24 protein-coding genes and 3 pseudogenes are annotated in these 25240 nt (G+C 72.3%); 10 read left to right on the forward strand and 17 right to left on the reverse strand.

Translation table 11 applies throughout. The features are described from left to right. Positions 1-142 precede the first annotated feature (142 nt). Positions 143-379 (reverse strand): chaplin, encoded by a 237-nt coding sequence (locus tag ACZ5TL_RS06575; RefSeq protein WP_468588267.1) that lies wholly within the window; start codon positions 377-379, stop codon positions 143-145. 205 nt (positions 380-584) lie between these two features. Between ACZ5TL_RS06575 and ACZ5TL_RS06580 the strand changes: the two genes are divergently transcribed. Then, positions 585-791: a hypothetical protein gene (locus ACZ5TL_RS06580; RefSeq protein ID WP_468588268.1), complete on the forward strand. Its 207-nt coding sequence runs from the start codon at positions 585-587 to the stop codon at positions 789-791. 103 nt (positions 792-894) lie between these two features. Here the strand turns inward: ACZ5TL_RS06580 and ACZ5TL_RS06585 are convergent, their stop codons facing one another. The 5 genes and pseudogenes from ACZ5TL_RS06585 to ACZ5TL_RS06605 all read right to left on the reverse strand — a co-directional run bounded on the left by ACZ5TL_RS06585 (position 895) and on the right by ACZ5TL_RS06605 (position 4610). After that, complete coding sequence (locus ACZ5TL_RS06585; RefSeq protein ID WP_468588573.1) at positions 895-1386, reverse strand: DUF5709 domain-containing protein; 492 nt, start codon at positions 1384-1386, stop codon at positions 895-897. Positions 1387-1573: 187 nt separating this feature from the next. Next, positions 1574-1876 (reverse strand): hypothetical protein, encoded by a 303-nt coding sequence (locus tag ACZ5TL_RS06590; protein ID WP_468588269.1) that lies wholly within the window; start codon positions 1874-1876, stop codon positions 1574-1576. 45 nt (positions 1877-1921) lie between these two features. Next, on the reverse strand, positions 1922-3418 hold the full coding sequence (locus ACZ5TL_RS06595) for a hypothetical protein (protein ID WP_468588270.1): 1497 nt from the start codon (positions 3416-3418) through the stop codon (positions 1922-1924). Positions 3419-3695: 277 nt separating this feature from the next. Beyond that, positions 3696-3800, reverse strand: a pseudogene (locus ACZ5TL_RS06600) (hypothetical protein); the annotation flags it as partial. 69 nt (positions 3801-3869) lie between these two features. Continuing rightward, complete coding sequence (locus ACZ5TL_RS06605) at positions 3870-4610, reverse strand: HAD family hydrolase (RefSeq protein ID WP_468588271.1); 741 nt, start codon at positions 4608-4610, stop codon at positions 3870-3872. Positions 4611-4743: 133 nt separating this feature from the next. On the opposite strand from ACZ5TL_RS06605, the gene ACZ5TL_RS06610 reads away from it, so the two are divergent. Next, positions 4744-5403, forward strand: coding sequence for a nucleoside/nucleotide kinase family protein (locus tag ACZ5TL_RS06610; protein WP_468588272.1), 660 nt, complete (start codon positions 4744-4746; stop codon positions 5401-5403). Between the two features lie 123 nt (positions 5404-5526). On the opposite strand, the gene ACZ5TL_RS06615 is transcribed toward ACZ5TL_RS06610, so the two are convergent. The 6 genes from ACZ5TL_RS06615 to ACZ5TL_RS06640 form a co-directional block, all read right to left on the reverse strand. Beyond that, entirely contained in the window at positions 5527-7371 is a 1845-nt protein-coding gene (locus ACZ5TL_RS06615; RefSeq protein ID WP_468588273.1) for a hypothetical protein, read from the reverse strand. A gap of 7 nt (positions 7372-7378) precedes the next feature. After that, a complete protein-coding gene (locus ACZ5TL_RS06620) occupies positions 7379-7501 on the reverse strand; it encodes a hypothetical protein (RefSeq protein WP_468588274.1) in 123 nt (40 codons plus the stop codon). 2 nt (positions 7502-7503) lie between these two features. After that, a complete protein-coding gene (locus ACZ5TL_RS06625; RefSeq protein ID WP_468588275.1) occupies positions 7504-8403 on the reverse strand; it encodes a carbohydrate ABC transporter permease in 900 nt (299 codons plus the stop codon). Beyond that, positions 8400-9311, reverse strand: a complete 912-nt coding sequence (locus tag ACZ5TL_RS06630; RefSeq protein WP_468588276.1) for a carbohydrate ABC transporter permease — start codon at positions 9309-9311, stop codon at positions 8400-8402. The genes ACZ5TL_RS06625 and ACZ5TL_RS06630 overlap by 4 nt, the downstream gene beginning before the upstream one ends. Before the next feature lie 124 nt (positions 9312-9435). Beyond that, on the reverse strand, positions 9436-10758 hold the full coding sequence (locus ACZ5TL_RS06635) for an ABC transporter substrate-binding protein (protein WP_468588277.1): 1323 nt from the start codon (positions 10756-10758) through the stop codon (positions 9436-9438). A 275-nt stretch (positions 10759-11033) separates the two neighbouring features. Next, on the reverse strand, positions 11034-12155 hold the full coding sequence (locus ACZ5TL_RS06640; RefSeq protein WP_468588278.1) for an ROK family protein: 1122 nt from the start codon (positions 12153-12155) through the stop codon (positions 11034-11036). Positions 12156-12394: 239 nt separating this feature from the next. Here ACZ5TL_RS06640 and ACZ5TL_RS06645 point away from each other — a divergent pair. The 3 genes and pseudogenes from ACZ5TL_RS06645 (at position 12395) to ACZ5TL_RS06655 (ending at position 17137) form a co-directional block, all read left to right on the forward strand. After that, positions 12395-13297: pseudogene (locus ACZ5TL_RS06645) on the forward strand (N-acetylglucosamine kinase). A gap of 213 nt (positions 13298-13510) precedes the next feature. Beyond that, complete coding sequence (locus tag ACZ5TL_RS06650) at positions 13511-15430, forward strand: phosphatase PAP2 family protein (RefSeq protein WP_468588279.1); 1920 nt, start codon at positions 13511-13513, stop codon at positions 15428-15430. Positions 15431-15466: 36 nt separating this feature from the next. After that, a complete protein-coding gene (locus ACZ5TL_RS06655) occupies positions 15467-17137 on the forward strand; it encodes a phospholipid carrier-dependent glycosyltransferase (protein WP_468588280.1) in 1671 nt (556 codons plus the stop codon). 80 nt (positions 17138-17217) lie between these two features. On the opposite strand, the gene ACZ5TL_RS06660 is transcribed toward ACZ5TL_RS06655, so the two are convergent. Further along, positions 17218-17619 carry a DUF3662 domain-containing protein gene (locus tag ACZ5TL_RS06660; protein WP_468588281.1) on the reverse strand — a complete coding sequence of 134 codons (402 nt, stop codon included), beginning with the start codon at positions 17617-17619 and terminating at the stop codon, positions 17218-17220. Between the two features lie 52 nt (positions 17620-17671). Beyond that, positions 17672-17833, reverse strand: a complete 162-nt coding sequence (locus ACZ5TL_RS06665; RefSeq protein ID WP_468588282.1) for a hypothetical protein — start codon at positions 17831-17833, stop codon at positions 17672-17674. A gap of 155 nt (positions 17834-17988) precedes the next feature. On the opposite strand from ACZ5TL_RS06665, the gene ACZ5TL_RS06670 reads away from it, so the two are divergent. The 4 genes from ACZ5TL_RS06670 to ACZ5TL_RS06685 all read left to right on the forward strand — a co-directional run bounded on the left by ACZ5TL_RS06670 (position 17989) and on the right by ACZ5TL_RS06685 (position 22723). Beyond that, positions 17989-18906, forward strand: a complete 918-nt coding sequence (locus ACZ5TL_RS06670; RefSeq protein WP_468588283.1) for a MurR/RpiR family transcriptional regulator — start codon at positions 17989-17991, stop codon at positions 18904-18906. Positions 18907-19227: 321 nt separating this feature from the next. Beyond that, positions 19228-19608 carry a hypothetical protein gene (locus ACZ5TL_RS06675; protein WP_468588284.1) on the forward strand — a complete coding sequence of 127 codons (381 nt, stop codon included), beginning with the start codon at positions 19228-19230 and terminating at the stop codon, positions 19606-19608. A 43-nt stretch (positions 19609-19651) separates the two neighbouring features. Next, entirely contained in the window at positions 19652-20218 is a 567-nt protein-coding gene (locus tag ACZ5TL_RS06680) for an antibiotic biosynthesis monooxygenase (protein ID WP_468588285.1), read from the forward strand. A 108-nt stretch (positions 20219-20326) separates the two neighbouring features. Then, positions 20327-22723 (forward strand): SpoIIE family protein phosphatase, encoded by a 2397-nt coding sequence (locus ACZ5TL_RS06685; protein ID WP_468588286.1) that lies wholly within the window; start codon positions 20327-20329, stop codon positions 22721-22723. A 251-nt stretch (positions 22724-22974) separates the two neighbouring features. On the opposite strand, the gene ACZ5TL_RS06690 is transcribed toward ACZ5TL_RS06685, so the two are convergent. The 3 genes and pseudogenes from ACZ5TL_RS06690 to ACZ5TL_RS06700 form a co-directional block, all read right to left on the reverse strand. Then, positions 22975-23463 carry a flavin reductase family protein gene (locus ACZ5TL_RS06690; protein ID WP_468588287.1) on the reverse strand — a complete coding sequence of 163 codons (489 nt, stop codon included), beginning with the start codon at positions 23461-23463 and terminating at the stop codon, positions 22975-22977. 9 nt (positions 23464-23472) lie between these two features. Then, on the reverse strand, positions 23473-24138 hold the full coding sequence (locus ACZ5TL_RS06695; RefSeq protein ID WP_468588288.1) for a peptidoglycan-binding protein: 666 nt from the start codon (positions 24136-24138) through the stop codon (positions 23473-23475). A 242-nt stretch (positions 24139-24380) separates the two neighbouring features. Further along, positions 24381-24572 (reverse strand): annotated as a pseudogene (locus tag ACZ5TL_RS06700) (transposase family protein); the annotation flags it as partial. A gap of 293 nt (positions 24573-24865) precedes the next feature. On the opposite strand from ACZ5TL_RS06700, the gene ACZ5TL_RS06705 reads away from it, so the two are divergent. Further along, positions 24866-25150, forward strand: a complete 285-nt coding sequence (locus tag ACZ5TL_RS06705) for a hypothetical protein (protein ID WP_468588289.1) — start codon at positions 24866-24868, stop codon at positions 25148-25150. The last annotated feature ends 90 nt before the right edge of the window (positions 25151-25240 follow it).

Genomic DNA, 25240 nt, shown 5'->3' on the forward strand with positions numbered 1-25240 from the left:
CGAACTCGGTCGGTGTGAACGGCAGGTACGGCCGCTCCACGGTGATCATTCCGCCTTCCCCCCCCCCCCCCCCCCCCACCCTCTCCCCCCCCCCCCCCCCCCCCCCCCCCCCCCCCCCCCGGCAGGCCGTACGACCGGTGCGTCAGTCCTTGATCTTGCGCTCGTTGCCGAACGCCGGGTTGAGCAGGCCGATCACGTTGAGCGAGTTGCCGCAGATGTTGGCGTTGATGTCGACCGGGATCTGGATGACGTTGCCGGAGAGAAGGCCAGGGCTGTCGGTGGCGATACCGACGGGGCCCGAGTCGGCGCTCGCCGTGCCGGCGAAGGCCAGCACGGCGGCGCAGGCCAGACCGGCCGCGGCGGTCACACGTGTGCGCATGGAAAAGCTCCTGCCAGTCGCAGGGGCACGTGAGTCCACCTCACCGGAGTAGGACGTCGCGACATCCATGGGCGTCCGAACGGGGTGGCCGGGCCGGGACCGTGCTCTCCGGATGCACGCCGCGCTCCCGCGGGCAATGGTGATAGCGGACCCGTTTTTCAGCACCGGGGCCGCACCAGCGATCCGGACCCTAGGAGCAGAGAACATGTCGACGTCACAGCCCGCCGCGTCCCGGCCGCCCGAGGACCGCACCACCCCGGACCGCCTGCTCCACGCCCGTACCGGCACCGACGTGTCACCGGAGGACCTCGTCCTTGCCTCGGGCAAGGACCTCACCCCGCACAACATCGAATGGGCCAAGCGCAAGCTGGCGGCGGAGGGGCCGGCCGCCCTCGAGAAGCTGCTGCCGTAGCCCGCAGGCCACCGGCACCGGCGAGGCCACCGGCCCGGCGCGGACGCGCTCGGGTGCGGTGGCCTCGCCGGTGCCCGGCGTACACCTCACGCCCAGGGGCGGTTCACCCCCTGCCGTCGTCCTCCGGCAGTGTGCTGTCGTCCTCCACCACATGCACGGCGGCCTCCTCCGCGCCGGCCGCCCCGCCGTCGATGCCGAGGTCCGTCGCGACGGACTCCTTCGTGGTGTCGGGGTGGGCGCCCTCGTCCGGGGCGACCAGGCGGCCGGCGCGGACCGTGCCCGCCTCGGGGTCCACCGGTTCGCCGTCGCTGTCGGGGCTGTCGCCCACGCCGTCCCCGACCTGCTCGGCGGTCACGTCCGGGACCTCCTGGGAGAGCCGCTGGTCGAGCGTCTCGCCCTCGTGCTGCTCGGCGGCGGTGGTGCCGCGCTTGGTGACACCGAGCGGCTTCTCCGGCGGGGAGTAGCCCTCGTCGAGGGTGTCGTCGTAGGTCCGCTCGTCGACGGCGTCCTGCAGGTCCAGCGGCGCGGCGTCCTCCTGCTCCTCGTTGGTCCCGGTGGGCTGGTACGCGTCGTCCGCCATCGGTCCGGGGCGCATCGGTTCCGTGCCCATCACTCCTGCCTCCCTGTCGCGCTGCGTCGACTCGTTCGTCTCTGCTGTCCGTTCCGCGTTTCCCGTTACGCGGGCTCTAACCTCGGCGGACGCGCGCCGGTCGGGTGAGCGTCCGAAAGCCTCGGGCGCCGGCGGGAGTCACACCCGCGGCGGCCCGGCCGCTACCCACCGGTCAATCTCGAAACATCAAAGACCGGCTTCTGAGGAGGACCGGCGGTGGCGCGAGGCCGTCTCGGACGCGGTCTCCTTGCCGGTGCGCGGTGCCGGTGCGGTCGTCGGCGGGGCGCACGATCTCCCGGTCCCGCTGGGCGATCAGGTCACCCAGCGTGGCCCGCCGGTCCCCCGCGGTCAGCACGCCGTCGCGGTAGGTGAGGGCCAGTACGGTCGTGCGTGCGGGGCGCCTCGGCGCGGACGCCGTCAGGGAGGGCGCTGCGGTGCTCAGCGGCCCGGGGCGGTGGGACGCCGGGAACTCCACCGGCTCCTTCCTGAACCGTGCGGACGCAGGACGCGAGTCGACGCGTCAGCGGCCGCCGTCGCGCTGCGCCGGCGGTGCGACGCGGACGTCCAGGTCCGAGACGCGGTGGACGGGCCAGGTGCGGGCGTAGCGGGGCGGGGTGCCGCCGGCCGGTGAGAGGTGGGCGACCGGGAGGCGCTCCGCGGTGCGCAGGATGCCGGCCACGGTGGTGTTCTCGTTGTTGCCGGAGGTCGCACCCGAGGAGCAGCCGGTGTAGTAGCCGATCGGGATGGCCTCGTGGCCGGTGAGCAGGCAGGGCGGTCGCACGCCGAGGCGGTGCAGTGCTCCGGCCGTGCGGTCCCAGTCGCGGCGGCTCTCGGTGTTGCGGGAGACGGCGCCTTCCAGGACGGCGAGCTGCACCGCCAGGTGCCCGGCCAGACCGAGCGCGACCAGTGCGGCGACCACCGGCCGCCATGCCCCGCCCGGCGTCCTGACCAGGTGCCACAGGGCGTCGGCGACCGGGAACGCGAGCAGGGCGTAGGCCGGCTGGAGGAAGCGGGGCGCGGCGTAACCGATCATGAACAGGTAGGGCAGGGCGGCCGTGGCGGCGCAGGCCAGCGGCACCAGGGTCCGCTCCAGACGCCGGGCCCGGGCCGCGACGAGCACCGCGACACCGGCCAGCACCGGCAGGACGAACCACCAGACGGCGACCACGGGGTGGGGCATCGACCCGGTGCACGGCCGGCACAGGGCACGTCCGCCCAGGCTGCGCATGTGGTCGTCGACGGCGATCTGCCAGCCCAGGCCGCCCTGGATCCGCGAGGCCTCCGACAGCCGCTCCACCAGGCCGCCGTGGCCGGTGTAGGCCTCGATCACCCACGGGACCGCGCCCGCGGCGAGGCCCGCCATCAGCGCGAGGAGCAGACGCCCGTGGCGGCGCGCCAGGGCGAGGACGAGCAGGGACACGGCCACCCAGACCGCGTCGGTGGGCCGCATCCACGCCATGAGCGCGGCGCCCGCCGCGACACCCCACAGTGCCGCCCGGGCGGAACGTTCCGCCCGGGCCCGCAGGAAGCAGCCCACGCTGATCAGGGCGCCGATCGCGACCCAGTAGTTGGGCATGGCCTGCGGACCGTAGAAGAGGGTCACCCACAGGGAGGCGAAGAGGGCGCCGCCGACGACCAGGACACGGGTCGGGAAGAGGCCTCGCCAGGCGCGCAGGGCCAGGTAGAGGGCGAGGCCGGACAGCAGGGCGAGGTAGACGCGCAGCAGCGGGACCGACGACGACCAGGACGCGACGGGCGCGACCAGCAGCGAGACGCCGCGGGAGCGGGGGGCGCTGAAGAACGCCGCCGGAGTGTGGGAGGTGACCTGGCTGACGTAGACGATCTCGTCCCAGCCGAGGCCCAGCACGGGCCGGACGAGGGCGAGCTGGGCGAGCGTGAACACCGCGGCCAGCGCGGCGAGCGGCCGGTCGACGCGCCGCTTGCGGGGCGTGCCGGACCTCTGGCTCTGCTCACGTCGTCGTATCCGGACGAGGAGGGCGTTCGCGCCGTCGGCCATCGTCCACCCCTTTCCCCGTGCGCCGCAGAGCCGCTGCGACCTCCCACCCGCAGGGCTGGGAAGCCGATGATCGGAAACACGGCCAAGCTATCCCGCGAGATGGAGGGATACAGGGTGGAATGCAGCCAAATGCCTGACTTGGTCGCCGGGGGGTAGCGGGCCGTCGGGGCGCGGTGCGGTGCGGGGCGGGGCCGGGCGATGTTTCAGCGGCGGGATGGCCCGGTCGACTGGGGCGTCCCCGCTCACCGTGATCTCGATGCCGTGGTGACGGATGGTCGGACACCAGCCGGGTGGAGCGCACCCGCACGGTCGAGCCCGCCGGGGATGTCCACTCGCAGACCCGCTTCAGCACACCGCGCCGCAGGTCCAGGGTCCGCTCATGGGGTGACGAGCCGCCCGTGGGGTTCGCCCTCGTCGACCCCGGGTTCGATGGCGTACGCCCGCTGCACGATCACTCCGTACCGTCCAGTTCGGCCAGGTCCTTCACCACGATGTCGGCGCCGTGCGCGTACAGGGCGTCGGCCTGCCCGACGCGGTCGACACCGACGACGTACCCGAAGCGGCCCGCGCGGCCCGCGTCCATGCCGACCAGGGCGTCCTCGAAGACGGCGGCCGCGGACGGCGGGACACCGAGGTCCTCGGCGGCGGCCAGGAACGTGTCGGGGTGCGGTTTGCCGGGCAGCTTGCGCTCGGCCGCGACCAGGCCGTCGATGTGTACGTCGAACAAGTGCTCGGCGCCGATCGAGCGCAGCACGTCACGGCAGTTGGCGCTGGAGGAGACGACCGCGGTGCTCAGTCCCCGGGCCCGGACCGCCTCCAGGTACCGCAGGGTGCCCTCGTAGGCCTCCACACCGTCGGTGCGGATCTTCTCGAGGACCAGGTCGTTCTTGCGGTGGCCCAGTCCGTGCACCGTCCGGGCGCCGGGCGGGTCGTCCGGGTCGCCGTCGGGCAGGTCGATGCCGCGGGAGGCGAGGAAGGTGCGCACGCCGTCGGCGCGTGGCCGGCCGTCGACGTACTCGTCGTAGTCGGTCGCCGCGTCGAACGGCCGGAAGTCCTCACCGTCCCGCTCGCGCAGGAAGGCGTCGAACATCTCCTTCCAGGCGGCCGCGTGCACGAGGGCCGTCCTGGTGACGACGCCGTCGAGATCGAAGAGGCAGGCCTGGATGTCTTCGGGGAGACCGAGCTGCGTCATACAGGACCGGTTCCCCGCCCGGAGATGTTCCAGTGAGTGGCGCACGCCGCAGGTACGCCAGACGCACGCACGGCGGCGCGAGGGGTGCGGGGCTCTCGCGCCGGGCCCGGACGCCGGTGACACACTCTTCTCCGTGCCGCTCACCTACGACGACCTCGTCCACCGCGCCGCCGCCCTGCCCCGGGGCGGCCGACGCGCGCTCCTCGGCATCGCCGGCGGCCCCGGCGCGGGCAAGTCGACGCTCGCCGGGCGGCTGGTCCGGGACCTGAACGGATCGGGCGCCCCCTGGGTCGCCCATGTCCCCATGGACGGCTTCCACCTGGCCGACACCGAACTGGAGCGCCTCGGCCTGCGCGACCTCAAGGGCGCGCCCGGCACCTTCGACGCGGCCGGTTACGCGGCCCTGCTGGCGCGCCTGCGCGAGGAGACACACGCCGACGACACCGTCTACGCCCCCGGCTTCGAACGCGTCCTGGAGCAGCCGCTCGCGGGCGCGATCCCGGTCCCTCCTACGGCCCGTCTGGTCATCACCGAGGGCAACTACCTCCTGCTGAACACCGGAGCCTGGGCCCGCGTCCGTCCGCTCCTCGACGAGGTGTGGTTCTGCGAACTCCCCGAGCCTGAGCGGATCCGCCGACTGGTCGCCCGGCACGGGCGGTTCGGCAAGACGCAGAAGGAGGCCCGGGCATGGGTGTCCCGCTCGGACCAGCCCAACGCGGAACTGGTCGCGACGACCCGGGGACGGGCCGACCTGGTGGTACCGGAGTCGGCACTGCCGCGCGGAGAGGAGTGAACCATGCGCGCGACCAGGCGTGCCCCGTCCGAGGGCTCGGCGTGGGTGATCAGGCCCTGCCGGCAGGCGGTGGACTGCCCGCGCTCGGGCCGTACCCGCCGCAGCGCCGTGGGTGAACCGCTGTCAGGCGTCCGTTCCGCGGGACAGGGTCAGCTCCGGTTCGGCGTTCGCGTCGCCTGCCGCGTCGCCGATCACCGCCGTGAACGCCTCCGTGCGAACCCTGAGGGCCGCGCCCTCGCGCGCGAGCGCCGGTGTGAACGCGTCGCCTCCCGGGCCGTAGCGGACCGCGAAGACGTGCAGGTCCTCGGGGGCGCCGGGGGCCGGGTCGGCCTCCAGGGCGGAGGAGGCGACCAGGTGGCGCCAGCCCTCGTCGGGGTTGCCGTAGCCGCGAGGGTCGAGGGCCAGGGCGAAGGCGGCCTGTTCCTGGGTGACGGACGCGCGGGTGTCGAAGTGGTGCGGGTCGTCCGGGGCCGGGTGGGTCACCCGTAGGCCCCCTGCCGCCACGGCCCGGGGGTCGGCGGTCCTGCGGACGCGGTCGCCGTCGTCGGTGGCGTAGGGCAGGCCGGCGAGGAGGTACGGCGTGCCGGGGAGTCGTTCCACCGCGACCGTCGTCCACAGGGTGGTGCCGTCCGTCACGTACAGGGACTGGACGTGACGCAGGACGTGGTCACGGCCCACGACCGGCTTGGTGACCAGCTTCGCCGTGAGGCCGTCGGCGCTGACGTCCCGGACGCGGACCTCCCCCATCGGGCGGCACAGCAGGAAGCCGTCGGTCACCGGACCGAAGCCGTGCTGGCGGCGCACGGCGGCCGGGAGGTAGTACGTGCCGGCCGCCTCGACCAGCGACGGGGTCATGCGGTCGTCGAAGGCCACCGACACCGTGCCCGCGCGGAGCTGGTGGCGGGCCGGAGCCGGCGAGGGAGTGCGGTGCCAGCGCGTGGTGTCCCGGATCTGCCAGACCAGCATCCACGCGAAGTGGCCGTCGACGCCGCCGTCCGCCTTGCACGCGTGCCGGGCCCAGCGGCTGTCGCCCCGGTAGCGGCCCAGGTCGGAGCCGATGCGCGCGCTGAAGTAGCGCAGTCCCAGCACCGATTCGAAGGCGGAGTGCTGCTCGCTGTAGCGGGGGCCGCCGTTGTCGAACCCGCCGTTGGTCAGGCGGGCGTCGATGTAGCGGGCGAGCGCGTCGCCGTCCTCGGCGAAGACCTCCTCGCCGCTGATCCGGTGGGCCTGGGCGAGGAAGGACAGGGAGATCGGCCCGTAGTTGTTGTCGTAGGCGCCGCCGTGCTCGGGGGGCAGGAGCGCGCCGCGGTCGGCGACCCGGTGGGCGCGGATCTCGTCCTCGTACAGCCGCAGCGCCTCCCGCAGCACCGCCTCGCCCTCGGCGGGTGCGAGGTGGCGGGCCAGCATCAGGCCGCCGACGACGCAGCCGATCGCCTGGTTGCCGGCCTCCTGCGGGTTGAAGAAGGTCACCTCGGTCAGCCAGCGCCAGTAGCCGTGTGCCACCTTCAGGAGGTCCGAGCGCTGTACGTCGTCGACGAGGCCGTCGGCCGCGTCCAGGACATTGACCGCCTGGAGCAGGGCCCAGACCGTGCTCGGCCAGTCGCCGACGGGGTGGGCGCCGGCCGCCAGGGTGTACCGGGCGTACGGCAGTCCGGAGTCACGCACCCGCAGGTTGGGGTAGCCGGGGTTGTCCTCGGTGTAGACCCGCTGGTCCAGGTGGAAGGCGAGGCTGCGGCGGACCGCCTCCACCAGCCGCTGGTCCTTGCTCCGCTGCCAGGCCAGGGCCAGCAGTGAGGTGATGCCGAGGGACGTGTCGCCGATGTCGTCGACGCAGTCGGGGTGCTCGAGGTTTCCCTGCGGCGTCATGCGGGCCAGGGCCTGCTCGGTGACGTCGGCGAGGACGGCGTCGTACGCCTCCGGGGTGTCCGCGAGGTCGTGCAACGGGCCGCGCTGATGAGGGAGGTGCACGGGTGGATCAGCCCTTCATGCCGGTGGTGACCATGCCGTGGGTTGTCGGGATCACTCGGGGGGTGCGGGCCCGGCCACCGACGGCGCCGGCCACCGCGCGGACGAACTCGTGGTCGAGCGAGGCGGGCACGGTCAGTCCTTCAGTCCGGCGTTGATGTCGGCGTTCATGACGTAGCGCTGGAACACCAGGAAGACGACGATCAGAGGGATCATGGAGATGACCGATCCGCCGAGCACCACCGACCAGTTGATGTTCTGCGCCCCGACGAGGCTCTGGATGCCGATCTGCACGGTGAACTTGTTGGGGTCGTTGAGCATCAGCAGCGGCCAGATGTAGTCGTTCCACCGCCACTGGAACGACAGGATGGCGAGCGTCAGCATGATGGGCCGGGAGATCGGCACCATGATCCGCAGGAAGATCGACAGCTCACGCGCCCCGTCGATGCGGGCGGCCTCGATGAGCTCGTCCGGGACCGTCAGGAAGAACTGGCGGAACATGAAGCATCCGGTCGCGGTGAGCAAGGCCGGGAAGATGATGCCCGCGAGCGAGTTGTAGAGGCCCAGGTCGCGGACCACCAGGAACTGCGGGGCGAGCATGACCTCGGACGGCAGCATCGTCGTGGCCAGGATGCAGATGAAGAACGCCTTGAGCCACTTGTTGTCGTACTTGGCCAGCGCGTACCCCGTGCAGCAGCTGACGCCCACCGTGAGGATCGTCGCGATCACACACACGATGGCCGTGTTGATGAAGTACTGGGAGAAGTTGGCGCCGTCCCACGCTGCCCTGTAGCCCGACAGGCTGGGGTCGTCCGGAAACAGTGTCAGCGAGGAGAACAAGTCTCCCGCAGGTTTGAAGGAGCTGAGGACGAACCACAGCACCGGAAACCCGTAGACGGCCGCCAGGACCCACAGCAGTGTCGTCGCGGGCACCGCGCGCCGCATCCCACCGCCGACCGCGCCGCGAGGCCGCTTCCTGGGAACAGCCCGTCCGGGCTCGGAGTCGACCGGGCGTGGCATGTCTGTGGTTGTCATCGGTTCTCCACCCGCCGGTTGACGATCAGCTGGATGATCGCGACGGCCATCAGGATGAGCATGAGCACGAACGACGCGGCGCTCGCGTAGCCGATCTGGCCCGACTTGAAGCCGGTCTGATAGATGTACTGAACAAGCAAATTGTTCGACGTTCCGGGGCCGCCGTTGTTGAGGGAGGCGAACAGCGGGTATTCCTTCATCGCGTGGATCGTGTTGAGCAGGATGACGATGAAGGAAGTGGGCGCGATGCTCGGCAGTGTGATGCTGACGAACTGGCGCCACGGACCGGCGCCGTCGAGCGAGGCCGCCTCGTAGTACGACGCCGGTACGTTCTTGATCGCCGCGATGAACAGCAGCATCGAGAAGCCCGTCCAGGCCCAGGATGCCGCCGCCACCACCACCATCAGCGACAGGTCCGCGTTCGACTGCCACGGAACGGCACTTCCGCCGAGCGTCTCGATGACGTGGTTGACCAGTCCGAAGTTCTCACCGAACAGCCACCGCCACAGGACACCCACGACGATGGGCGACAGAAGCCACGGAATGAAGAAGAAGACGCGGGCGACCGACACGCCCTTGGCGTGCTTGCTCACCAGCACATTGGCGATGAGCAGCGAGAACGCGAAGTTCAGCGGAACGAAGAGCACGGTGTACAGCAGCGTCCGGGTCAGCGCGTCGAAGAAGGTGGAGTCCCCGAACAGGTTGCTGTAGTTGTCCAGTCCGACGAACTGGAACGCCCCCACGCCCGTGTAGTTCGTGAAGGAGTAGACGAGCCCGATCACCGCCGGCCAGACGAAGAACAGCGCGAAGAGCACGACATTGGCCGCGATGAGGACGAGCGGCGCAAGGGTGTACTTGCTGTGTCTCCTGAGCGGGCTCGCGGACACGTCCGGGGCGCGTTTGGTCATCTTCCTGACTCCGTGCTGGTGGAATGGGGCCTGTGGGCTCAGGCCATGAGCCCGGCATCACGTGGGGGGGCCGAGGCCGGGCGGCGGTGTCTCGACCCCGCCGCCCGGACCTGTGGGCCCGCGCTCAGCCGCCGACCTGCTGGTTGTAGCCGTCCACGATGTTCTGCAGGGCCTTGTCGGCCGACTGCTGACCGTTGATCGCCTTGCCCAGTTCCGTCTTGGTCGGGTCCTCGGTGAGGCTCTTGCCCTTCAGCACCCAGTTCGTCTGCGCGGTGTTGAAGTAGCCGGAGATCGGGGCGTACAGCGGGATCGACTCGTTGTACAGCTTGAACGCCGCCTGCGCCGCCTCGGACTTGAAGGGGTACTTCGGATTCAGACCGCTCTCGACGGGCAGGAACCCGGACGCCTCGCACAGCGCCTGGTAGTGGGCCGGCTCGTACAGCCAGGACAGGAACTTCGTCGCGGCGGCGGCCGCGTCGGCGTTGTTGTTGAAGCCGACCGTCATGCCGCCGCTGTTGACGTCGCTGGCCTGCACCGGCTCGGCGGGAGTCGGGACGCTCGCCCAGTCGAACTTCGTGATGCTCTCCGCGAAGGCGGGCACCTGCCACACGCCGGACCAGTAGGCGACCACGTCACCGCTCTGGAACATGGCCGACGGGTCGGCGCCGCTGGTCCACACCGACTTCGGCATGGTCTTGTCGTCGTTCATCTCGACGAAGCGCTTCACGGCCTTCTTGGTCGCGGCGTCCACCGAGAACTTGCCGGAGGAGTCCGCGTGGACGTACTTCCCGCCGAGCTCGTACACCATGGCGCGGAGCCGGGAGGGCGACTGGTCGAAGGTCAGGGAGTACTTGGCGCCGGTCTTCTCCCGGACCTTGTCCGCCGCCTTGATGAAGTCGGTCCAGGTCCAGGTCTTCTGGGGCGAGGTCGGGAAGGAGACGCCGGCCTTCTCGAACAGCGTCTTGTTGATGAACAGGCCGGACGCGGTGACGTCCGAGGGGATGGACAGCACCTTCCCGGACGAGTCCTTGGCGATGAAGTTCTTGTTGATCTTGTTGCTCTTCTTGTTGGCGATGGAGCCGAGGTCGATCAGCTTGTTCGCCCAGATCGGGTCCAGCTTCGGCACCGCCGCCACGTCGGGCAGGGAGTTCGCCTGCGCGGCGTTGCGCAGCTTCGCGTCGTAGCCGTCGTAGGGGATGTTGACGAGCTTGACCTTGACGCCGGTTTCCTTCTTGTACTGCGCCACCATCTTCTTCCAGCCCGCGTCCTGCCCCGGGACCGTGGAGATCCAGAACGTCAGCGACTTGGCGTTCCCGCCCGAGTCGGACTCCGACCCACAGGCGGAGAGAAGGAGGGCACCCGCCGTCGCCACAGCAGCGAGGGGAACAACGCGGCGTATGCCGCTGCGGCCGAGTCGGCGCGAGCGCCGCACACCCAGACTGGTCATCTTCAATCCCTTTTCGTCGTAGCGGAAGAAGCACGGCGCCAGCCGAGGCGGCACGGGTGCATTTTGCAGGAGATTTCGCTTTCCGGAGGCACGGCCTCGCCCGGCCGCGTCTGCCCTGACGGGTGGGGTCCCCGGCCATGACGGCCGGCGTCGCACAAGCACGCCCTCGTGCGGCTGCCGTACTTCACGTACGGGCGGGAGGCTCACCCGGAGCCGGCGTCCCGGCCGGCTCAGAAAGCGCTTGTCCGGACATTGGCAGACCGATGGCGCAGCCGTCAATGCTTCGCCCGCACAGCTCCGGTCACGGTTTGAATTCCATGGGCCACGGCCAGCCTGCTGGCGCCCGCCACGGTGCCGGTGTCCCCGACCACGCTGCTGACCACCTCGGTGGGCCAGCTCAGCCGCCCGAGCTCGGCCCGGACACCCGGCAGGAGCTGCGGATCCGCGCCGGTGCCGCCGCCCAGCACGATCAGTCCGGGGTCGAGGACGGCGGCGACGGCGGCGGCGAGCCGGCCCACGTCGGCGGCGTGCGCGTCGACCACGGCACGAGCCGTGGCGTGCCCCTGCCCGGCGAGGGCTAGGAGCCGCTCCGCGGTGCGCGGGCGGGGTCCGTCGGCGTCCCGCCAGGCCTCGGCCGCCCGGCGCAGCAGGGTGCGCGCGCCCATGCGCTGCTCCAGACCCTCGTGGCACGGGGCGCGGTCGTCGTCCCAGGGGTAGGGCAGCCGGGCCACCTCACCGGCGGCGCCGTTCGCGCCGCGCAGTACCCGGCCGCCGATGACGACGGCGAGACCGATGCCGACGCCGATGCGCAGGTACCCGAAGGTGTCGCGGCCCACGGCAGCACCCTCGTGCAGTTCGGCGAGGGCGGCGCAGTTGACGTTGTTCTCCAGGTGGACGGGCACACCCTCGGGCAGCGCGACGGCCATGGCGTCGAAGGCGGGTCCGGCCTTGGCGGTCGCGGGGCGTTCCCCGGCGCCCTCGCGGTCGCGCGTGGTGACGTCGCCGACGGCGACGACGACGGCCCGCAGCGGAGCCCCGGCCGGCAGCGCGTCGAGGACCTTGCGGACGGTGCCGGCCGCCTCGGGGCGGGTGCCGGTGCCCTCGGCGAGCGGCGTGCCGTCCAGGGCGCAGCCGCGCACCCTCGTCCTGGCCGGCCCCAGGTCGACCGCGAGCACGGCACCGGCGGCCGGTCCGAGACGGTAGATCGCTGCGCTGCGGCCGGTGCCGCCGAAGGCGCGCCCGGAGTGGGCGGCGAGCTCGACGGCCTCGAGTTCGGCCACGGCGGTGGAGACGGTCGGCTTGGAAAGGCCCGCACCGGCCGCCAGCTGGGGGCGGGTGGCCGTGCCCGTCCCGGCCAGTACCTCGAACACCACACGGGCACTCTCACTCAGCTGCATGGTCTCCCCAGGTCGTGCTGCGGCCGTGCAGGCCGGTCGCAAGAGTGGCGCGGCATCGGGAATTCCGTGCCTCTTGACGCACCCTACTTCGTTAGTTAACTTCCTAACGAACTCCACGGTACTCGCCTGCCGTGGCCCGCAGAAGCCCGTCCCGGGGCTTCCTTACCTCTTCAACTGCCGTGGTCCGACGTGCGGTTCGCCTGCCGTCGTCGTGACCGCGCTCCGACGAAAGAGGACCCGTGCAGGACTCCACGCCTTACGTGGTCGGTATCGACGTGGGCGGCACCAAGACGCAGCTGCGCGCTCTCGCGCGCGGCGGGACCGTCGTCGACCGGGTCCGCGGCAGCGCGGGGCGGCCGCACGATGCCGGGGCCGCCGCCGGCCGGCTGGTCGCCCTGCTCCATGACGCCCCGCCGCCCGGTGCCCGCCCGTCCGCCGTCGCCGTGGGCGGGCACGCCTGTGAGACACCCCGCCAGGCGCGGGGGTCCGGGCCGCGCTTCAGGAGCGGCTGGGGGTACCCGCGCTGGTCGTGGGCGATGCCGAACTGCTCGTGCCCGCCGCGGGGCTGGACAGGGGCGTCGGCCTGGTCGCCGGTACGGGTTCGGTCGCCGTGGGGTCCTCGCCCGACGGCGGCCCGGTACAGGTCGGCGGCTGGGGCGCGGTGCTCGGCGACCAGCCCGGTCGCCAGCGCGGCCGGCCTCGTCCGCGAGGCCGCGCGGGCCGTCTGGGCGGCGCACGACCGCGGCGAGGAGCCCGACGCGCTGGCGACCGGGCTGGTCGCCGCGTTCGGCGTGGCCGAGGTGCCCGCGCTCGGCGCGGCGCTGGAGGCCGGCACGGACGTCTCCGCCGACCGGGGCCGTCACGCACCGGTGGTGTTCGAAGCCGCCGAGGCCGGCTCATCGCTCGCCCGGGCCGTGATCGCCGACGGCGGCCGGGCGCTGGCCGCGCTCGTCGTACGGCTCGCCGCGCGCGGGGTCACGGTGGACGACGTGGTGGTGGGGGGCGGCACGGCGCTCGCCCGGCCCGCGTTGTACGAGGCGTTCACCTCGGCTCTCGCCGAAGCCCTGCCCGGAGCCCGGCGGCAGCCCCTGCGCGTGCCCCCGGTCGAGGGCGCGGTGGCGCCGGCCCGTTCGCTTCTGTGAGCCGGGCGGCCGCCGTTCACCGTCCGGACACCGGCCCGTGGCCGTCCCCTCCCCGAAGGGCCACAGCACGGCCGTAGATCTTCCCTCGTACGCAACAGGTGCCACACAAGTGCTCAGAGACACCAGAAGTCGCACACGTCACAGTACGTCCCGGCCGCACGGCCGGAGCTCCCGTCGCAGAACTAATCGGCAGAACTCCAGAGAGGCGCACCCATGCCGTCATCAGCCGAGCACCGCACCGCCGCCGCCACCGTCGACAGGCGGGGCTTCCTCAGAACCTCCCTCGGGGCCTCGGCGGGCCTGCTCGCCGCACCGACCTTCGCCGCGTGGCTGGGTGCCGCCGACGCGAAGGCGGCCACGGGCTTCGCCCCGTTCGTCGACGACTACAAGTCGAACGTCCTCGCGAACCTGACCCCCGAGACCAACGCGGTCGTCCGGGTCCTGGGCGGCATGGCCGAGGTGTGGAAGACCGGCGACGCCTGGGACACCGGCCGGGTCCTGGACCGCGAGGTGCTGCGCGCCAACATGCGCTACTGCGCCCGGGTCACGCGGTCCCGCACCGAGGCCCAGGCGAAGGAGGCGTTCCTCTACGACCGTCAGCACCAGAGCTACGCCATGATCGCCGGTCTCGGCCCGCTCGCCGGTCTGTACAAGGCGGGCGCCAGGGCGGTCACGTCGATCACCGCCGCCCCGGACGGCACGCCCCCCGCCAAGATCAGCGACACCCTGCCCGCCGACGCCCCGGCCGGCTCCGCGATCGGCGCCGGCTCCCACGACTCGGAACTCGGCAAGGTGGCCAGGCTGGTCGACACCGTGCGCGGTCCGTTCGCCTCGAGCAACCCGGGCAAGTTCACCTTCCAGTACCCGCGTCCGTGGCGGATGAACGAGGACAGCGAGGTCGTCGACACCGGGAGGAAGGACGCCCTCGGCTACCCGGTGTACGACTCGGACGTGGTCGTCGCCACGCAGCTGCTGCGCCAGCGCTCGGAGCACCCGGAGGAGGACGGCGGGTACCCCAGCGGCCACACCAACGCCTTCCACCTGGCCGGTCTGGCCTTCGCGTACGCCGTGCCCGAGCGGTTCCAGGAGATCGTGACGCGCGCGTTCGAGCTCAGCCACACCCGGATCATGGCGGGCATGCACTCCACGGTCGACGTCATCGGCGGCCGCGTCATGGCCACCGCCCTGACCGCCGCTGCCCTGGCGGACCCGGCGAACGCGGAGCTGAAGGCGGCGGCCCGCGCGCAGGCCCTCGCCTACTTCACGCAGCGGACCGGCACGACGGCGGACACGCTGTACGCCTACGCCCACCCGGGTGACGGGGACGCGTACGGCGACCGTGCGGCCAACGCCCGTGCGGTCGGGCACCGGTTGACGTACGTCCTGCCGCGCCGCGGCCCCAAGGACCCGCTCACCGTGCCGAAGGGTGCGGAGGTGCTGCTGGAGACGCGGCTGCCGTACCTGACCGCGGCCCAGCGCCGCGAGGTGCTGCGGACGACGGGGCTGCCCTCCGGGTACGTCCTGCTGGACGGATTCGAGCAGTGGGGCCGGCTGAACCTCTTCGCCGCGGCGGACGGGTACGGAGCCTTCGACTGCGACGTCACCGTCACGCTGGACGCGGCGGCCGGCGGCTTCCACGCGGCCGACAGCTGGCGCAACGACATCGAGGGCGACGGCGGGCTGACCAAGCGCGGTACGGGCACCCTCACCCTCACGGGCCGCAACCGCTACCGCGGCGGGACCGTCGTCGAGGCCGGCACGCTGGTCGCCGCGTCGCCGGGCGCCCTGGGCCAGGGCGACGTCCGGGTCACGGGCGGCACGCTCCGCGCGGACCAGGTGCTGCGGGTACGCGGCTCGTACGTCCAGGAGGGCCGCTCGACGCTGGAGCTGCCGCTGCGCGGGGACCACGGCCCGGCTCTCACGGTGCGCCGGCGGGTCCTGCTGGGCCGGGGCGCCGTGCTGTCGCTGCGGCTCGACGACGAGCGGCCGCCGGCCGCGGGCACGACCGTCCCGGTCCTGTCGGCTCCGCTGCTGCGCGGCCGGTTCGACCGGGTCGAGCTGGACTCGCAGACGCTGCGGGCCGTGCCCGTCCACACGGCTGACGGACTGTCGGTGCGACTCGTGCGGCGGTGACGCCGTGTACGGCGGGGGCTGATACAGAGTGGGCCCATGAGGGACCTCTGGATCGCTCCCGCCGTGCCCCGGCCGGTGTCGCTCTCGCCCCCGGCCCCGGCGGGCTCCGCCCGGCGGCCCGGCGGACGGTGGGCGGTGCCGCTGCTCGTGGCGGTGCTGCTCGCGCAGATGGCGTTCGCGATGGTCACCACCGCCGTGCGGCAGACCCCCACGATCGACGAACCGGTGTACGTGGGCGCCGCCTCGGAGTACGTGCACGAGCACCGGCTGCGGCACAATCCCGAGCATCCGCCGCTGGGCAAGCTGGTGATCGGCGTGGGGGTGGCCCTCGCCCGTCCGCACGTCGACCCGGATTTCGCCGGGGACCAGGGCCTGTCGGGGCGGCATCTCCTCTACGAGTCGGGCAACGACCCGTGGCGGCTGATGCTCTGGGCCCGCCTCCCGGTGATCGCGCTGACCCTGTCGTTCGGGCTTGTCGTCTTCGCCTTCGCCCGTGAACTGGCCGGGCCGGTCGCCGGTTTGGCCGCGCTCGCGTTGTACTGCTTCTCCCCCGACGTCATCGCCCACGGCTCGCTCGCCACGCTCGACGTACCGGCCGCCGGGTTCGTGCTGACGTCGGCGTGGCTGGTGTGGCGGGCCCGCCGAAAGCCCCTGCCGTACGTACCCCTCGCGGGGGTGGCGCTGGGGGCGGCTCTGGCCACGAGGATGAGCACACTGCCCGCCGTGCCGGTGCTCGTGGTGCTGGCCGCGGTGTCGGTGTGGCAGGCGCCCGCGGGAGGCCGGCGCCTCGTGCGTGCGGTCTCGGCCGCGGGCGTGGTGGCGCTGGCAGCGATCGCGGTCGTGTGGGCCACGTACCTGCTGGTCGACTGGCGGCTGCGCTGGACTCCGGAGCAGCACGTGCCCGTGGTGCACGGGCTGCGGGGGCTGCTGGTCCGTCTCCTGCCCTTCCCGGAGGCCTACCGGGACGGGATGCGGGTGCAGTTCGGGCTGGAGAACCGGCCCTGGCAGGGCTTTCTGTTCGGGCGGCTCTACGACGGCTCGCTCTGGTACTACCTGCCGGCCGCGCTGCTGGTGAAGACGCCGCTGGGGACGGCGGCGCTGTGGGCCGGGGGTGTCCTGGCCGTCGTGGCGGTACGGCGGCTGCGGCCTGCCGCCCCTCACCTCCTGGCCGCTCCCCTGGTGCTGCTGGCGGCGGCCATGCAGGGGGCGCGGGACTTCGGGACCCGGTACGCCGTGTTCCTGCCGTTGTTCCTCGCGGTGGCGGCGGGGTGCGTGCTGGAGGTGCGACGGCGGTGGGTGTCCGTCGGGGCGGCCGTGCTGGTGGCGTTCGCCGCGGTCAGTTCGGTGCGGACGTTTCCCTGCTATCTGCCGTACTCCAACGAGGCGTTCGGAGGGCCCGGCCGGACGCGGGAGTGGCTGCACGACTCCAACGTGGACTGGGGCCAGGACCTGGGGCGGCTCGCTGACCGGCTGCGGGAGCGGTACCCGGGCGAGCGGGTGTGGCTCGTGTACAAGGGCAGCGGGGTGCCCGGGTTCTACGGCATCGAGAGCGCGGATCCCCGGCGGGTGCCGGTGGGTGAGGTGCGCGGGCTCCTGGCGGTTTCGGACTCCGCGGCGGCGAAGGCCACGGGGCGGCTGGCCGAACTGATCGGCAGCAGCCGCCCCGTTGACCATGTCGGGCACTCGATCACGGTCTATCGCCGCTGAGTGCCCCCTCTGTCGCCGGCCGCGCGTGCGCTGTGGCTGTTCGCGCGGCTCCCCGCGCCCGCGCTCCTGTGGGGACGCCTTCAGTGGGTCGCGTAGAAGAAGCCGTCCGCGCTCACGTGGGGCATCACGCGGCTGGCCACCCGGTAGCGGCCGTTGGGGACGTGGGGGCACCTCGCCACGTGGACCGCCAGGGGTCCCGCCCACTCGTAGCCCCGGCGTTCCGCGTGGCGGGCCAGACTGTCGGTGAGGGCCTGGCCCACGTCGGTGCCGGTGCGGGTCAGTTGGTCGTGTACGTCCTCGGGCAGTTCCACGTCGTAGGCGTTGGGAACCATGACGCGGCCCTCACGGCACACCACGGCGTGGTCGTCGCACTCGCGCCGCAAGGCGTCGACGACCTCGACCCGCCCCTTGTCACGGACCCGCGCCCACAGCGCGTCCCATCGGTTCTCCAGGGTCTCTTCCAGCGCACTCAGTGCGCCCATGCGATCTCACCTGCCGGAAGCGTCATCGGTTCGTTTGCGGTGGCCGGGGCCCCTACCGGTCCTCGTAGTCGCCGGGGCGCACCTCGGCCTCCTCCAGGGCCTCGCGCAGCGTGCGGCCCGTACCGCCCGGCGGCCGGTCGCGGCTCTCCTCCTGCTGTTCCAGGACCTCGTCCGTGGTCTGCGTCTTGGGCCGGTTCTCCTCGGGGACGGTCATCGCCGTGGCTCCTCTCGGTAGGGTCTGCGACGGCGGGTTCCCGCCGGGCCTACGGGTATGCCCGGGCCGGGCACCTCATGCTGCGCGAAGAATCCCTGGTCACCACGGTGGGTGAGCTATGTTGAACGTCCCTGGGAGACGAAGGAGGCGCACCGGTGCCATCGCCGCAGCAGGCACGCGCACAGGCATCCGCGATCAGCTCGGGGAAGGCCGCCCCGGAGACGGAGGTCTCCCCGTCCTCCCAGCTGCGTACTCTCTTCGACCGGCCCCGGCTGTCCCCGGGGCAGCGGCGCATCGCCCAGTACCTCATCGAGCACATCACCGAGGCGGCGTTCCTGTCGATCACGGATCTCGCGGACCGGGTCGGGGTGAGCCAGCCCTCGGTGACGCGGTTCGCCTCGGCGGTCGGCTTCAGCGGATATCCGGCGCTGCGCGAGAAGCTCCAGTCGATCGCGCTCGGCACCCTCGCGGGCGGCCCGGCGGAGGAGAACCGGGGCAACGAACTGCAGGCGGCGGTCGACACCGAGATCGAGAACCTGGAGAACCTGCGGCGGGACCTCACCGATCCCGACCTGGTGATCGACATCGGCCGCAAGCTGTCGTCGTCGGCACCCCTGACGGTCCTCGGGCTGCGCATCTCCGTCTCGCTGGCCGAGTACTTCGCCTACGCCGCCCGCCGGATCCACCCGGACGTCCGGCTCGTCACGCGGGGCGGCAGTGTCGCCTACGACGCGCTGCTGCAGTCGCGTGAGGCGGGTGGTACCTGGGTGCTGGCGTTCTCCATGCCCCGGCACGCCCAGGAGACCCTGACGGCTGTCCGGGTGGCGCGGGGCGCCGGGCTCAAGGTCGCGCTGATCACCGACCTGGCGCTCGGGCCGCTGGCGGACGAGGCCGACGTCGCCTTCGCCACCGGCACCGGATCGCGCCTGGTCTTCGACTCCTACGCCGCCCCGGGCGTGATGTGCTCGGCGCTGCTGCAGGCCATGACGGACGCGGATCCGGAACGGACGCAGGCCCGGCTCGAGGAGTACGAGCAGGTCGCCGACCAGCACCAGTTCTTCCTCAGGGACTGACTCACGAGAAGACCCAGGAGACTGACCCAGGGGCCGGCTCAGGGGCCGGCTCAGTGACCGGGCGGCACGCATCCGCGCACACACGGGGACCATCCACAACAAAGCACGCATGAATGTTTTCATGCTCCTTGCAAACCGGATGGCATATATAAATACTGCTCACGGAACGCGACCCGGCTGTTCCGGATCCGTTCCGCACCCGTGGAAGCCGGGGCCTACCCACTCCGGCCTCCAGGGTGTCCGTGGCGGCCCCGGCCATCCCCTAGGCCGGGGCCGCCCCGACCCGTCGTCCACCCTCACGACGCCGCACACCCGGAAGCGATGATCATGCCCCTGACGTCCACGCGCATCAGCCCGGACTGGCCCTGCCAGGTCAAGACCCCCGGGAGCTACGACTGGGAGCGCTCCGCGGCCAAGTGGCTGCGCGAGCTGGTGCCGGCGCGCTACGCCGGATACCCCGTGTTCGTCCGCCAGCCCGTCCTCCTCGCCCGGCACGCCCACATCCAGGTCCAGAACGAGATCCGGATCGCCCGCACCGCCCTGCAGACCGCCCGCGCCGACCTGCCCGGACTCGGCCTGCACGAGGGCGTCATCGAGCACACGATCAAGCTGTACGCGGCCGAGGTCATGCAGCTGCAGCACATCGCGCGCAGCGTCCGGGCGGTCACGCAGGCCCTGGTGGAGGCGAACCGCCAGGCGTGAACCGGGGGGCATGAGCCGCGCCACGCGTGGCACACGTGGAGGAATGAGCACCACGGAAGTCCGGCGCGCCGAGCCGGTGACCACGATCCTGACCTGGCAGGTGCGCCCCGGCCGGGAGCGGCAGTTCGAGGAGTGGACGCGCGGCATCAGCCGCTGCGCCAGACAGTTCCCGGGCAACGAGGGCGTCTCCTGGCTGACACCGCAGGACGGACACCGCTACCACGCGGTGCTGCGCTGGTCCGACCGGCACCGGCTCGCCGCCTGGCTGGAGTCCGAGGAACGCGCGCACTGGCACCGGCGGATCGAGGACATCGCCACCGAGGTCAGCAGCGAACGGCAGTCGACGACCGGCATGGAGACCTGGTTCAGCCTGCCGGGCACCACGGCGCAGGCCCCGCCCCGGTGGAAGATGGTCCTCACGACCTTCCTCGGCGCCTACCCCTTCACCCTGCTCATCCAGTGGCTGGTGACCCCGCACACCACCGGCTGGCCGCTGCCGCTGCGGGCCGCCGTGTTCCCGCTGATCATGCTGCCGGTGCTGACGTACCTGGTGATGCCGAGGCTCAGCCGGCTGCTGAGGCAGTGGCTGTATCCGCGCGACGGCCGCTGAGGCCGTCCCCCGCGAGGCGGAGGTGACCGAGGGGGCGCCCGGGACCGGCGAACGGTCCGTGCGCACAAGGCGGTCTTCGAATCCGGCCAGGTGTGCCATGCTCAACGCGTGACGAGCGAGCCCGTGACACCGGCGCAGCCCGGTGCCGCACCGGACCTGGTCGAACTGGCCAAGATCGTCGCCCGGCAGCGCGCCGAGCTGGACCGGCTGCGCGACCAGGCGGCCACCTCGGCTGTCGTGGAACGGGCCAAGGGCGCGGTGATGACGCTCACCGGGTGTTCCGCCGACGCGGCGGGCGAGCAGTTGCTCCAGCAGGCCAAAGCGGCCCGTCACACCCTGCTGGAGGAGTGCTGGATCACCCTCGGCCGCCTCGCGCCCGCAGCACCCCGTCCGGGCAGGGCGGGCGAGTCCGACGGCATGGAGACTCCCGGCTCCGAAACCGGCGCCCTGGAAGAGACGGCCGTGCCGGACGACGTCACGGCCGCTCTGGCCCGATTCGGCCAGGCCCTCGTTCGGGTGACGACACCGCACGACCTCGCCCGGTGCCTGCTGGACCATCTCGGCCCCGATATGTCGGCGGACGCGATCCTGCTGTACGCCCGCAGGCCCGACGGCGGCCTCGAACTCATCGGGCACGCGGGCATCGACGACCAGCTTGCCTCCCAGTGGTGCCAGGTGCCGCCGCTGACCGGCATAGCGCCGCTGGAGGCGCTGCGGGCGGGCGAGCCCCGCTGGCTGGAGGACGTGACCTCGGACGGGCGGCGATACCTGCTGATCGGGGAACCTCCCGAGCGGTGGCGGTCGCGTGCCTGGCTGCCGGTGGTCTCGTCCGGCTCGGCCGAGGTCTGCATCGGGGTGCTGCGCGGCCGGGCCGGGGCGTTCACGCCGCGCGACCGCGCACACCTGCGGGGCGTCACCGGGCTGTGTGCCGGCCGGCTGCGCGCCTTCGATGCCCCGCCCGAGCGGGCCGCCGACGCCGCCACGGACGCGGTGCAGGCGCTGTTCGAGGCACTGCCCGTCGCGGCGATGCTGCTGACGCCGCTGCGATCCGTGTCGGGCGAGGCCGAGGACTTCCGGGTGGAGGCCGCGACCGCCCAGGTGGGCGACCTGCTGGGCCGTAGCGGCGAGCCACCGGCGGGGCGGCGGCTGCTGGAGCTCCGGCCGGCTCTGGCGGCCGAGCCGCTGTGGCGGGGCTGTCTGCGCGTACTGGCCACCGGTGAGCAGTACGAGGGCGAGCCGTTCGCGTACGAGGAGGTCGTGGCGGGCGTCGCGGAGCTGTTCACGTACACGGCACGGGTGGCGCCGCTGGGCGACGCCCTCGTCGTCTCCTGGATCCGCCACGGCTCCTCGGACCGGCAGGAGCAGCGGCTGGCGGATCTGCAGCGGCTGGGCAACCTGGGCTGGGCGAACTGGAGTCTGGTCACGCCGGAGGCGTCCTGGTCGACCCAGGTGTACGCCCTCCTCGGCCGGGATCCCGCGCAGGGCCCGGCGCCGCTGACCGAGGTGCCGGAGCTCGCGCTGCCCGAGGACACGCCCGCGCTGACCCGCGCGGTCGGTGAACTCGCCCAGGACGGCAGGCCGTTCGACGTGCCGTTCCGTATCAGGACGAGCGGCGGCATCCGGCATCTGCGCCTGGTGGCCGAGGCGGTGTGCGACCGGCTCGGCACGCCCGTCGAGGTGCACGGCTTCCTGCAGGACATGACCGCCCGGCGGCGGGCGGAGCTGGCCCTGGTCGAGAGCGAGCGGGCGATCATCACACAGCACGACGTGCTCCAGGCCGAGCGGACCCTGGCGTCCCGGCTCCAGCACGCGCTGCTGCCGATGTCCAGCCGGCCGGTGCACCTGGCCGGTCTGCGGGTCGAGGTCGCCTACCTGCCCGCCCAGTCGGGGGTGCACGTCGGCGGTGACTGGTTCAGCGCCATCGAACTCCCCGACGGGGACGCGCTGCTGGTGGTCGGTGACGTCGCCGGGCACGGGGTGGACGCCGTCGCCACGATGGCCCAGCTCCGGTTCACCGCGAAGGGCATGGTCATCACGGGCTCGTCGCTGACCGGCGCGCTCGCCCGGCTGAACACGCTGCTGCTGCACTCGGGGGACTCGCACGCGACCGCCACCATGGTGCTGGCCCGCTACGCCCCCCGCGATCGGCGTCTGGTCTGGGCACAGGCCGGGCACCCCCCGCCCCTGCTCCTGCGGGACGGCCAGGTGCGGTACCTGGACCGCCCCCGGGGCATGCTGCTCGGGGCGGCCGCCACACCCGTCTTCGAGGAGGCGGAGTGCCGTCTCGACCCGGGCGACCGGCTCATCCTGTTCACCGACGGCCTGGTCGAGCATCCTCCGGAGAGCATCGACCGCGGCATGGAACGCCTCGCGGACGCCGTGGCGACGCCGCACGGCGACGGGCCCGGGTCGCTGGGTCCGCTGCTCGCGCAGATGCTGCCGGAGGAGCGGCGGGACGACGTGTGCGTCGTGGACGTCAGGGTTCCCGGGGTCCAGGAGAGGTAGGAGCACCTACGCGGCGGTTCACGAGTCACCGCGGTGCCGCCAGTACCACCACGGGCTCACGAGCAGGGCCGGCAGGAACATCGCGGGCAGCACCAGGCCTGCGACGCGGGAGCCGTTCATGGGCGTGGCCTTCGGTTCGCGGCGGTCCGGGCGCCTGGTGCGGCGCCCCGGCCCAGGGTGACGCGCGGCGAGCGGTCCGTCCCGCTCCCTTTCCCCGCTGTTGCCAGGTGTTCGGCGAACGGGGCGCGAGGTCAGCCGACCGGGTGACCCGGATCGATGGTGACGGCGTCGGAGAGACGCAGGAGCGGCCCGTCGTACGCCTCCTGCCCGCCCCACTCGACCGGGTCGAGGACGAAGCCGATGTGGTCGCCGCCGCCGGCCCGCGTCAGGATCCGGCCGACGAACCAGGCGGGCGCGTCCTCCAGGACGAGCGCCCCGCCGTACGCCTCGCGCAGCCGCACGTCCTGGAACTTGTCGGTCTCGTCGCCGGTGCGCCCTCCGAACAGCTCGGCGAGCCCGCGCTGTTCGCGGCCGAGCAGGTGCACGGCGAGTACCTCGGCGCTGCGGGCCACCCGGAAGGTGTGATTGAGCTCCGACAGCCACACCACGAACCGCACGGGCCGCAGCGAGCACTGCGAGGCGAAACCGACCAGGCAGCCCGCCCGTTCACCTCCCGCGACGGCCGTGACCACGCACATGTCGGGGTTCAGCCGGTCGATGAACGCGTCCATGCAGGCCATGGTCACACATCAGCCGGTGCCCGCCGGGGTGCGTGACTCGAGCGCGGCGCGGGTGTCGTTGCCGTAGACACCTGTTTCGTCGCCGCGGATGCCGTACCAGAGCTGGAAGCGGGCGACGGCCGCGGTGAGGGTGGGGTCGTAGCGGCCGCTGGTGGAGCCGTCCCGGTAGACGTCCGGGACGCGCAGGAGGCGTTCCTGGAGTTCGGTCACTTCGGGGCCGGTGGCTCCCTCGCGGAGGGTGCCGGGGCCGTCGGGGTCCGCGGCGGGCGGGGTGGGTGCGGGGGCGGGGGCCGGGGCGGTTCGCGTCGGCCGGGGTGCGGGGGCCGCGGTGTCGTTGCCGGTCTCGCCACGGAGCAGGAGCGCGCCGCCGAAGCCGATCACCGCCGCGGCGAGGACGGCGACCGCGACGGCGCCACGGCGCAGCCCGGTTCCAGGGAACACCGCTCGGCCGCGGCCGAACTCGCTTGCCACGGGCGGGATTTCCTGCGTCAGGGCCTCGGAGCCGGCCGGCGGTCGCGGCAGCGCCACGGACTCGTAGCCGCCGGGTTCCCGCCCGGTCTCCTGCCGGAACTCCCGCATCAGCTCCGCGAGCGCGTCGGTGCGGCGGGGCCGCAGGACACGGATGGGTTCGAGGGACGGGCCGTCGTGCGGCGGGGGCTCGGACGGTGTCGACACGCTGCTCTCCTTCCGTCCGGGCGCGGGGGTGCCCGTCGCCGGGGGTCGTCTGCGGGTAGATACGCGGCTGCCGCACCAGGGGTTCAGAGTCCGCCCGGACCGGACGGACAGAGCACTCAGTACCCCCCGGGGAGTGCACTGAGAAGTTTTCATCCTGTTTTCGCAGGTCACAGGGCTGGTGTGGCCCTGAGTTGACGTGCTCGTGCCGGTCAGGAACGTGATCGTCTCGGGGAGATCGTCGGTCACCTCTGGATCTCGGTGCTCGCGAGGACGAGGAGGGTCCGCAGGAGGGTGATCGCGTGGCGGGTGTTCATGCGGACCTTGGTGAGGATGCGCCAGGTCTTGAGGTTGGCGAAGCCGTGCTCGACGGCGGCGCGTTCGCGGCTGAGCAGACGGTTCGCCTCCTTCTCCGCGTCGGTGAGCTTGTGGTTCCGGGTGGCTTTGCGGCCGGTGACCCGCCACGGAACCTACGCAGCAGCCCGTGATTCCCGCCCGGTCAACCCAGAGACCACCCGTGACGGACGATCACGTGCTACCGATCTCCACCCCGACCAGCACGAGCACCTCGCCCCAACGTCACACCAGCTCCGCTGAGCAGCGGAAATCACGATGGCACCAACTCACTGGGCCGCCTGGAACCCGGCTGCGTGATCCACAGCGACCGCGGACGGAATACACCTCCGGACAACTCCGCTACAGAATCAGCGAGTTGGGATATCGGCAGAGCATGGGCCGGACCGGGAGTTGCTTCGACAACGCCGCCGCGGAGAGCTTCTGGGCCGTACTCAAAGAGGAGATCGGCACCCGCTTCTGGCCCGACCGGGCCACCGCCCGAGCCCACATCTTCGACTTCATCGAGACCTTCTACAACAGATGCCGCCTGCGCAAACACATCCACTCGCGCGTCCACGACGTGGCCGCAGGGTGCTCGTGCCCCTGTTCCCTCTTCGCGTTCCCGACCCGCAAACCCCACGACTACTCCACACGACAAAAAGCCTGTCGAATCCATTGACGCCCCTGCCACCTCAGCTTTACCTTCTGGCCGAAGTTACGCACAGTGTTCGTGATTTCGAACGCACCGGGCAGGTCAGGAAGCCCGGGC

Source organism: Streptomyces sp. NPDC033136, from assembly GCF_055578235.1.